Annotated in this window: 6 protein-coding genes and 1 pseudogene; 2 read left to right on the top strand and 5 right to left on the bottom strand. The window is 67.9% G+C overall.

From position 1 onward, the window contains the following. Positions 1–214 precede the first annotated feature (214 nt). A complete protein-coding gene (locus tag D7W81_RS36460; RefSeq protein ID WP_120559984.1) occupies positions 215–2,272 on the top strand; it encodes a monovalent cation:proton antiporter family protein in 2,058 nt (685 codons plus the stop codon). A gap of 85 nt (positions 2,273–2,357) precedes the next feature. Further along, the gene (locus D7W81_RS36455; protein ID WP_120559986.1) at positions 2,358–2,915 is read left to right on the top strand and encodes a polymer-forming cytoskeletal protein; all 558 of its coding nucleotides are present in this window, start codon (positions 2,358–2,360) and stop codon (positions 2,913–2,915) included. Between the two features lie 12 nt (positions 2,916–2,927). On the opposite strand, the gene D7W81_RS36450 is transcribed toward D7W81_RS36455, so the two are convergent. From D7W81_RS36450 to D7W81_RS36430, 5 genes and pseudogenes are all read right to left on the bottom strand, one after another. After that, entirely contained in the window at positions 2,928–3,578 is a 651-nt protein-coding gene (locus tag D7W81_RS36450; protein ID WP_208721592.1) for a cysteine hydrolase family protein, read from the bottom strand. An 86-nt stretch (positions 3,579–3,664) separates the two neighbouring features. Further along, positions 3,665–5,548 carry a PQQ-dependent sugar dehydrogenase gene (locus D7W81_RS36445; RefSeq protein WP_279637932.1) on the bottom strand — a complete coding sequence of 628 codons (1,884 nt, stop codon included), beginning with the start codon at positions 5,546–5,548 and terminating at the stop codon, positions 3,665–3,667. A 226-nt stretch (positions 5,549–5,774) separates the two neighbouring features. Further along, positions 5,775–8,288 carry a PQQ-dependent sugar dehydrogenase gene (locus tag D7W81_RS36440; RefSeq protein ID WP_120559982.1) on the bottom strand — a complete coding sequence of 838 codons (2,514 nt, stop codon included), beginning with the start codon at positions 8,286–8,288 and terminating at the stop codon, positions 5,775–5,777. 41 nt (positions 8,289–8,329) lie between these two features. Continuing rightward, on the bottom strand, positions 8,330–9,304 hold the full coding sequence (locus D7W81_RS36435) for a WD40 repeat domain-containing protein (RefSeq protein ID WP_120559981.1): 975 nt from the start codon (positions 9,302–9,304) through the stop codon (positions 8,330–8,332). A 30-nt stretch (positions 9,305–9,334) separates the two neighbouring features. After that, positions 9,335–9,452, bottom strand: a pseudogene (locus tag D7W81_RS36430) (IS5/IS1182 family transposase); the annotation flags it as partial.

The raw sequence follows: 9,452 nt of genomic DNA, 5'->3' as shown, positions 1-9,452 counted from the left end.
CACCCCGACGCCCCCGCAGGGCGGCGCCACCCACGACCAGTGGCAGGGCGCGCGCCTCTTGTGGAGCGGCCTGCTGTGCCTGCTCATCATCGGCGGAGCCATCGCCGTCGAGCGATGCGGCTGAGCCCGCCCTAACTTCCTGTGGTTCCGGCCCCGCGCGGTGCAGGCGGGGCCGGGCAATCGCGAGCCCCATCACCTCCAGAGGCGCCTTTCCATGCACGACGCCCACGCGTTCCTCCAAGCCCTCGCCACCGTCCTCTGTGTCGCGGCGGTCACCACGGTCCTCTTCCAACGCCTGCGCCAACCGGTGGTGCTGGGCTACATCCTCGCGGGCTTCATCATCGGGCCGCACGTCCCCGTCCCATTGGTGGCGGACCCCAACATCGTGCAGACGCTGTCGGAGCTGGGCGTCATCCTGCTGATGTTCTCCCTGGGGCTGGAGTTCAGCCTGCGCCGGCTCTTCCAGGTGGGGCCCACGGCGGGGCTCACCGCCGTCATCCAGTGCAGCGTGATGGTGTGGCTGGGCTTCATCGTCGGCCGGGCCTTCGGCTGGACGATGCTGGAGAGCCTGTTCACCGGCTGCTGCATCGCCATCTCCAGCACCACCATCATCGCCAAGGCGTTCGACGAGCAGAACATCCGGGGCGCGCTGCGGGGCATCGTGGTGGGCATCCTCATCGTGGAGGACCTCATCGGCATCCTGCTGATGGCCATGCTCACCGCGGTGTCCACCGGCTCCGGCCTGTCCGCGTGGGACCTGGCGCTGACCGTGGGCAAGCTGGCGGCGTTCCTCGTGGGGCTGGTCGCCATTGGCCTGCTCGTGGTGCCGCGAGTCATGCGCGCCATCACGAAGCTCCAGCGGCCGGAGACGACGCTCGTCAGCAGCGTGGGCATCTGCTTCGCCATCGCGCTCCTGGCGCAGGCGTTCGGCTACTCGGTGGCGCTGGGCGCGTTCCTCGCGGGCTCGCTGGTGGCGGAGTCCGGCGAGGGCAAGGAGATTGAACACCTGGTGCAGCCGGTGCGCGACCTGTTCGGCGCGGTGTTCTTCGTGTCGGTGGGCATGCTCATCGACCCGGCGCTCATCCGTGAGCACTGGGCTGCCATCGCGGTGCTCACCGGCGTGGTCATCGTGGGGAAGATCCTCAGCGTGTCGCTGGGCGCGTTCTTCACCGGCAACGGCACGCGCACGTCCGTGCAGGCGGGGTTGAGCCTGTCCCAGATTGGTGAGTTCTCCTTCATCATCGCGGGGCTGGGCCTGTCCCTGAAGGCCACCGGCCTGTTCCTCTACCCGGTGGCGGTGGCCGTGTCGGCCATCACCACGCTGACGACGCCGTGGCTCATCCGCGCGTCGGGCCCCATCGCCAACTGGGTGGACCGCAAGCTGCCGGCGCCGCTACAGACGTTCGCGTCGCTGTACGGCAGCTGGGTGGAGAACCTGCGCACGTCGCCGCGGCAGAAGACGGTGGGCGCGCGCGTGCGGCGCATGGCGCTCTTGATGCTGCTGGACGCGGCGTTCATCACCATCATCGTCATCGGCACGTCCGTGCTGCTGCCCCAGGTGACGGCGTTCATCGAGGAGCGCATGGGCTGGGGCGAAACACTGACGCCCTGGGTCGTCATTGGCCTGGCCGTGGCGCTGGCCCTGCCCTTCTGCGTGGGCATCGTCCGGATGGGGCGCAGGCTGGGCGTCATCCTGGCGGAGGGCGCGCTCCCGGCGGCCGCCAACGGCAAGGTGGACCTGGCGGCGGCGCCTCGCCGGATGCTGGTGGTGGCACTCCAGCTGGCCAGCGTCTTCATGGTGAGCGTGCCGGTGGTGGCCATCACCCAGCCGTTCCTGCCGGGCGTGCCGGGCGCGGTGCTGCTGCTGGTCTCCCTGGCGGTGATGGGCTTCGCCTTCTGGAAGAGCGCCACGCACCTGCAGGGGCACATGCGCGCGGGCGCGCAGGTCATCGTGGAGGCGCTCGCGGCGCAGTCTCACGCGAAGGGGGAAGAGGACGAGGCCCCCAAGGACGTGCTGCACGGAGTGCGTCAGCTGCTGCCCGGCATCGGCGAGCCGGAGTCGGTGGCGCTCGGCGAGTCCAGCGCGGCGGTGGGCCGCACCCTGGCGGAGCTCAACCTGCGCGGCATGACGGGGGCCACGGTGCTGGCCATCCGCCGGGGTGAGGCGGGCGTGCTGGTGCCCTCCGCGCAGGAGGTGCTGCGCGCGGGGGACATCCTGGCCCTCGCGGGGACGCACGAAGCCATCGACGCGGCGAAGGGCGTACTCGGCTGAAGCCGGGACACCGGATGCAATGGGGGGAGCGGCCGGCCGTAGTCAGGGCATGCCGCTCCCCTTCCGCGTTCCGGAGGTCCCCGCCATGCGTCGCCCGTTCCTGCCCACCCTGCTCCTTGCCTGCTCGCTGGCCGTGCCCGCCCTGGCGGCGGAGCCGGCGAAGACGCCGTCCAAGGCTCCGGCCAAGACCATCTGCGTCAACGTCAAGGACGGGAGCAAGGCGGTCCAGGGCACGAACCTGGTCATCGAGCCCGGGGAGAAGATCAAGGACGCGGTCGCGGTGGACGGCGACGTCATCGTGAAGAAGGGCGCGGTGGTGGACAACGACGTGGCCGCCGTCCGGGGCCGCGTCATCCTGGAGCCGGGTGCTCGGGTGAAGGGCGACGTGGTGTCCATTGGCGGCGAGGTGCGGGTGCCCGCGGGCGCCCACGTCGACGGGAGCGTGACGGCGCTGGGCGGCAAGCTCCGCCTGGACAGGAAAGAGGACGTCGGCGGTGACCAGAACAGCCTCTCCCTGGTCTTCAACGGCGATGACCTGGTGAAGGAGTTCATCGGCAAGGCGCTCGACGAGGATGCGGGCAAGTGCCACATCCTCGACGACGATGATGAGGATGAGGATGAGGACGACGACAAGGACGTCTGAGCCGGCGCCCCGTCACTTCCCTTCCTGCGGGGGCTTGCGCGTGGCTCGCTGGCGCGAGCGGGGCTGGAGGTGCACCTCGTCGCCCCGGCAGACGCGGACCCGCAGGAAGCGCTGGAGCTGATCCAGGGCCAGGTCGTGGTCCTTGTCGCTCTCCGCGCAGCAGCAGTCACTGAGCACGGTGATCTTGTACTCGTGCATGTGCGCGTCATGGGCGCTGAAGAAGACGCACAGGTTGGTGGCGATGCCCGCGAGCAGCAGCTTCTTCGTGCCCAGGTGCTCCAGGAGCGGCACCAGGGAGGTGGCGAAGAAGGCCGAGTGCTTGGGCTTGAGGATGAAGTAGTCGTCCGGCTGGGGCTTGAGCGCGCGAGCGACCCGCTGGCCCCGGCTGTCCTTCCGGGTGCAGTGTTTGTAGACGTCCGTGAAGCTGCTGCGCCAGTGGTCGAAGTTGTCGTTGACGTAGATGACCGGGACGCCCGCCTCGCGCATCCTTTCGGCGAAGGGGCTCAGGCGCTCCACCATGCGCAGGGCCCAGGGCAGGACATTCTCCCCGCCGGGGAACTCCAGGTCGTTGATGACGTCGATGATGAGCAGCGCGGTGTCATGCCGCCGCTCATGCGGTGCGCGCGTCTGCTGCTTCCGGACCGCCTGGCGCGGCTTCGCCACGTCCACCTCCCCGTGGGTGAACGCTAATCATTCCCACGCGGGAGGCGGAGTCCCCGCGTGGGGATGTTCGCTTCATGCCAGATGCATCACCGCCGGGCGCGGCGGGGCCTCCACAGGAGTCCCGCGAGCAACCACCCGCCCAGGACGCCTGGAAGCGCCGTGGCGCCGGCACTGCATCCGCCGGATTCATCCTCCATGTGAACCGGCACCGAGCCGCCGTCGTGCACGGAGCCTGCGTCCGTCCCGGCGTCCACCAGGGTCCCCGCGTCCGCATCGGTCCCTGCGTCCACCAGGGCACCCGCATCCTCGAGGACTCCCGCGTCCATCAAGGCCCCTGCGTCCCCGGGCGGCCCGGCGTCGATCAGGCCCCCTGCGTCCTCGGGCGGCCCGGCATCCAGGTCGCTCCCGGCGTCCCCAGCGATGCCTCCGTCATTGGCGGGCTCCTCCGGCACCTCGTCCTCCTCCGTGCGGGCCTGGACCGTCACCGCGGGGAACGCCTGCGTCGGCGTGAACGTGAAGGACGCGTGGTCGACGTCCGCATCCGCGTCCTGCGCCGCGCCCAGCGTCACGAACTGGGGAACGCTCCAGTTGTTCTTCGTGAAGCGAAGCGATCCGCCCTCCACCACGGTCAGGTCCTCGTCGCCGCCCTGCGCTGCCACCTTCACCCAGACATCCACGGTGGGCGGCATGGCCAGGGAGACCAGGACCGTCTTCGTTCCGCCTTCGGGGATGGACACATCGGCATTGGACACGACCACGGCTTGCTCCCCCGGCACCGGGGTGACCCGTAGAAGCCGTCCATGGTGGGACAGGACATACAACGCTCCGTCCGGTCCCTCATTCACGTCAACGAAGCTACCCCCCGGCTCATCATTGATGATGACGTCCACCGTGGCCACGGAGCCATCCGCCGCGAACCGCATCCGATGAAGCATCCCGCGGAGGTCCGTGAACAGGTAGTTGCCGGAGTAGCTCGAGGGGAAGCGGGTCCCCTCGTAGAACATGCCTCCCATGACGAACTCGCCCTGCGGCCACCGGATGAGCTGACCGCCGCCGCTCACCGCATCCGGCTCGGGTTGAGCCACGCTGAACGACTGTGGCGAGGGATGTCCCGTGATGTAGAAGTCTCCGTTGAAGCTGGGGTCCTCCACATCCCGGATCGTGAGCCGCGTCCCCTTCTGGTAGGAATAGGACGCGCGGTAGTCGCTATCCAGCGTGAACGTCGCGACGCCGTTCTGCCGCACGGCCCCCGTCGGCGTGAACCAGTTCTCGTCAAAGTTACCCGGGATGTATGCGTACACCGGCGACAGGTAACCCGCGGGCTGGTTGTTCGCGTACTTGCTCCACCCCGCGTGATCCCCCGGGCTGACGCTGAAAATCTGGAGTGACCTCTGGCTCGAGGAATTGGCCCACAGGCGCCCGGTCCCCGGCTGGAAGACCAGTCCGTAGAGGTTGCAGAACCCCTGCGCCCAGACGCTGTCCACGTTGGGCCCCGCTCCGTCATGGAAGGGGTTGTCGGTGGGCACGGAGCCATCCGGGCGCACGCGGTGGATCTTGCCAAATGGCTTCGTCAGGTCTTCTTCTTCGACACGGTAGGGAGAGAGGATCCCCACTCCGAAATACAGCATGCCATCCGGACCGAAGGTGAGCCCGCCGCCGTCATAGTCGAGCCATCCCGACGGAATTCCGTCCACGATGACGGTGCGGTTCACGCCTACGCCACCAACGTCGGTGTACCGGAAGATCTGCAAGGTGATGCTTGGCATCGCCGCGAAGAAATAGACGTAATGGTTGTTCGCGAAGTCCGGGTCGAAGGCCATGCCCAGAATGCCTTCTCGATACGCATTCTCTTCGGTGAACGGCTCGGAAATGAATGGGGTCGGCTGTACCACCCCGTTCTCCACGACGAGGACTTTTCCAGAAGTCATCGCAATGAAGAGGCGGCCAGAACCGTCCGGGACCCATCCCATTCGATTGGGTTCCCCCGATCCAACGTGCAGCCAATCCGAGACCTCAAGATCCAGAGCCGTCTCGGTGGGCTGGGAGGAGGCGGGAAAGGCTGTCAGCAATGCCAGGGCAAGCCAGGGTGCGATTGAGCGCATGACTGACAATCTAGCGTCAATCCCTGACAATCTGTACATCCGGCTGGGGGTTGAGCGCGCGAGCGACCCGCTGGCCCCGGCTGTCGAGCAGGCGTTACCGCCGGGCGCGGCGGGGCCTCCAGAGGAGTCCCGCGAGCAACCACCCGCCCAGGACGCCTGGAAGCGCCGTGGCGCCGGCACTGCACCCGCCGGAGTCATCCTCCTTGGGGCCCGTCACGGTGCCGCCGTCTTGCGAGGCGCCCGCATCCGCGCCACTGCCCCCATCCGTATTGGTTCCGGCATCCGTCTGGGAGCCCGCGTCCACGGCGCTGCCCGCATCCGCCCCGGTGCCGGCGTCGGGGACCCCTGCGCTTCGAACCTGGATTTGGAACGTCTGGACCGCATCCGGAGTCTGTCCATTGCTGGCGCGCACGGAGACGGTCACGGTCGCTTCAGTCGCGGGCGTCCAGGACAGACGTCCGCTGACAGGGTCCAGGTTCATTCCTTGCGGCCCCTGCAACAGCGTCAGCGACGGCGTGGGCTGCCCGAGCGCCGCCACCGTGTACGTATAGGGCGTCCCCACGGTCGCCGTCGTCAGGGGCGCGGAGGTGATGGCAGGCGCCCCGGCCACGTCCCTCGCGATGACGGTGACCACCCGCGAGGTGAGCCCCGGAGAGGACACTGTCAGCAAGGCCACGTCGTCCTCACTGTCGGTGTCGCGCGCGGTCGCCACCGTGACGGTCTTCGCCGCGGTGCCGTCCTCGGACGTGAAGGTCAGGGAGGCGCCGCCGGTGACGGTTACGTCCGCGCTTCCCGAAGTCCGGGCCACGGTGACCGTCACGGGAGACGTCGGCACGTAGGTCAGGCCGACGGTGAAGGTGCCGCCCATTCCCTCATCCAGGTCGAACGACGTGGTGGAGAGCTTGAGCGCCTGGACCTCGTCCTCCTGGGTGCGTGCGTGGATCTCCACGCCGGGAACGCCCTCCGGAAAACCCTGGTCCAGGGTGACGAAGAACGTGGCGTGGTCGATATCGTAGTCCGCGTCCTGGGCCGCGCTGAGGGTGACGAACTGCGGGACGCTCCAGTTGGTCGCGTTGAAGAGCATCGGCTGCCCGGCGCTCACCCGGATGTCCGAGTCCTCCTCACGCCGCACGAGGGCCACGGACGTCGGAGTGGTGGGAGGCATGGCCAGGGAGACCATGAGCGTCTGCGAACCTCCTTCGGGGACGACCAGGTCTCGAGTGGAGACGATCACGCCCTGCCCCACGGGCAACGGCGTGACCCGGTAGATCGTGTTGCCGAAGGATAGGACATACAGCGCGCCGTCCGGCCCCACCGCGACGTCGGTGAACGACTCCCAGTCGGAGTAGTTCACCACGAGGTCCACCTTGTTCACGGAGCCGTCCGCGCCAAGGTCGACCCGGAACACGCTCCCGTCGAAGTCGGCGAAGAAGTAATCGCCCTGGTACTCGGAAGGAAAGCGCGAGCCCGTGTAGAACGCGCCGCCAACGACGGCATCGCCCATCGGGTCTGTCTTCAGCCCACCGCCGCCGCTCACCGCATCCGGGCCGGGCTGCGCCACGGTGAAGGACAGCGGCGTGGGAAAGCCCGTGATGAAGCCAACACCGTTGAAGCTGGGGTCCCGCACATCCCGCAGATGCACCTTCTTGCCCTTGCGCAGAGAGGACACCGGATAGGTGCCGTTCACGGTGAAGGTCGCGACCCCGTTCTTGCGCACGGCGCCTGTCGCCGTGAAGCCGTACTGCTCCCACTGGCCTGGCGAGTACGCGACGAGTGGCGACAGGTAGCCCGCGGGCTGGTTGTTCTCATACTGCCACCAGCCCGCATGGTCGGCCGGCCCCACGCTGAAGATCTGCTCGGCGGCTTCGCCAGCGACATTGGCCCAGAGCTTCCCGGTTCCCGGCTGGAAGCGGATCCGGAAGGGATTGCGGAAGCCCCGCGCCCAGATGAGGTCGTTGTTCGACCTCCAGTCGTCGTAGAAGGGATTGTCCGTGGGAACGGTCCCGTCCTTGCGAACGCGGAGGAGCTTCGACGCCATCAGGGTCAGGTCATCATTGCCACCCTCGGACGTGCCCAGGTCCCCCACTCCAAAATACAGGAACCCATCCGGACCGAAGGCCAGACCTCCGCCATTGTGGTTCATGCTCGAGGGGATGTTGTCGACGATGACGGTCCGCCCGATACCGACGCCACCTGAGTCCCTGAACCGGACAATCTGCGCGATGTACCGGACGATGCCGTTCACCGTGATGTTCGGCTGGCTGGCGAAGACGTAGACATAGCGGTTGGTCGCGAAGTCCGGATCGAAGGCCAGGCTCTGCAGCCCCTGTTCTCCACCTGTCGCCACCACTTCATCGATGAAAGGCGTGGGCAGGAGCGCGCCGTTCTGGATGACCCGGACCTTTCCCCCCTTGAGCACGACGAAGAGACGGTTGGAGCCGTCAGGCGCCCAGACCAGCCCGGAGGCCTCCTGGAGCGCATCCGCTTCGATGAACTTCGCGACTTCGACGCCATAGGCGCCAGAAGACGGAGGAGGAATCGAGGTCTGGGCTTGGGCGGTGAAGGCCGCAAGGCATGCAAGGACAACCAGGGACGGGACTGAACGCATGGCAGACACGCTACCATCAGTTCTGGATACCCCGAGTGGCGCTACGGCCTGGGCTTCACGCCCCAGATGCCCACCTTGCCGTCATCCATGCCCCAGGCCACGAAACGGCCATCGGGAGAGAAGTTCGCGGTGCTGCCCTGCTGGTCGTCCAGGTCGGAGTACGCGAAGACGTGCTGCCCGTCGCGCAGGTCGATGACGACGAAGGCGCTCGTGTCCGGGCTGGCCGCCAGCAGGGAGCCCTCCGGGTTGAACTCCAGGTGGATGGCATGCGACGCGGGGGCCCTGAGGCTCCGCACGGTCTCCAGCGCGGGCAGCGCCAGGAACAGCAGCCCCCCGGAGGAGTTCGCGGCGACCAGGTGCTCGCCTGACGGCGTGAAGGCCACGGCCCAGATCCGCCGCGCACCGAAGGCCTGGGTCGTGACACGCCTGCCGGTCCGTGCGTCCCAGAGAAGCAGGGTGGCACGGGTGTTGGAGTCCTGCTGTTCCTCGGCAGCCCCCACGGCGGCGTACGCGCCATCCGGTGAGAGCGCACAACCGTGGAGCTGCCCGGGGTCCTCCTTCCGCCAGACGAGCCAGCGCCGTTCCAGGTCCCAGAGCATCACCCGGCCCACGCTCGCCACGAGGAGCAGTCGCGTCCCATCCGGCGACAGGTATGCATGGGAGACGGAGCCGCCCGTCTCCACGGAGGACAGCAGCTGGCCGTCGGAGACGGACCACGTCTGGAGGGTGCCCCGGACCGTGACGGTCAACAGCCGCTGGGAGCCGGGCAGGAACCACGCCGCGATACAGCCGGGGATGGACTTCGCGAGGTACGGTTGAGGGGTCTCCGCATGCAGGTCCCACCACCGCAGCGAGACCCCGCCCTGCTTCTGGACGGACAGCAGGTAGCGCGACGACGCATCCCACCCCAGCCACTGCCACCGCGAGAGCGGCGACAGCTCCGCCTCCCCCAGCGTCCGCAGCAGTGACAAGTGTCTTGCGGTATCAGGGGTCAGCGGCAGGGAGGGCGTGAGCATCGTGCGGTTCCGGAAGATGTCGCTTAGAGCCTATTTCGGTAGGAGCGAGTGGAACCAGGTGATGATGCCCAGCGCGAAGTGCAGCATCGCGACGTAGGTGTCCTCTCGCTTCTCCCAGCGCACCAGCAAGCGTCGGAAGCGGTTGAGC

The sequence above is a fragment of the Corallococcus aberystwythensis genome (assembly GCF_003612165.1).
GTDB classification, from domain to species: domain Bacteria; phylum Myxococcota; class Myxococcia; order Myxococcales; family Myxococcaceae; genus Corallococcus; species Corallococcus aberystwythensis.
This window is presented reverse-complemented; position numbering and strand designations above follow the sequence as displayed.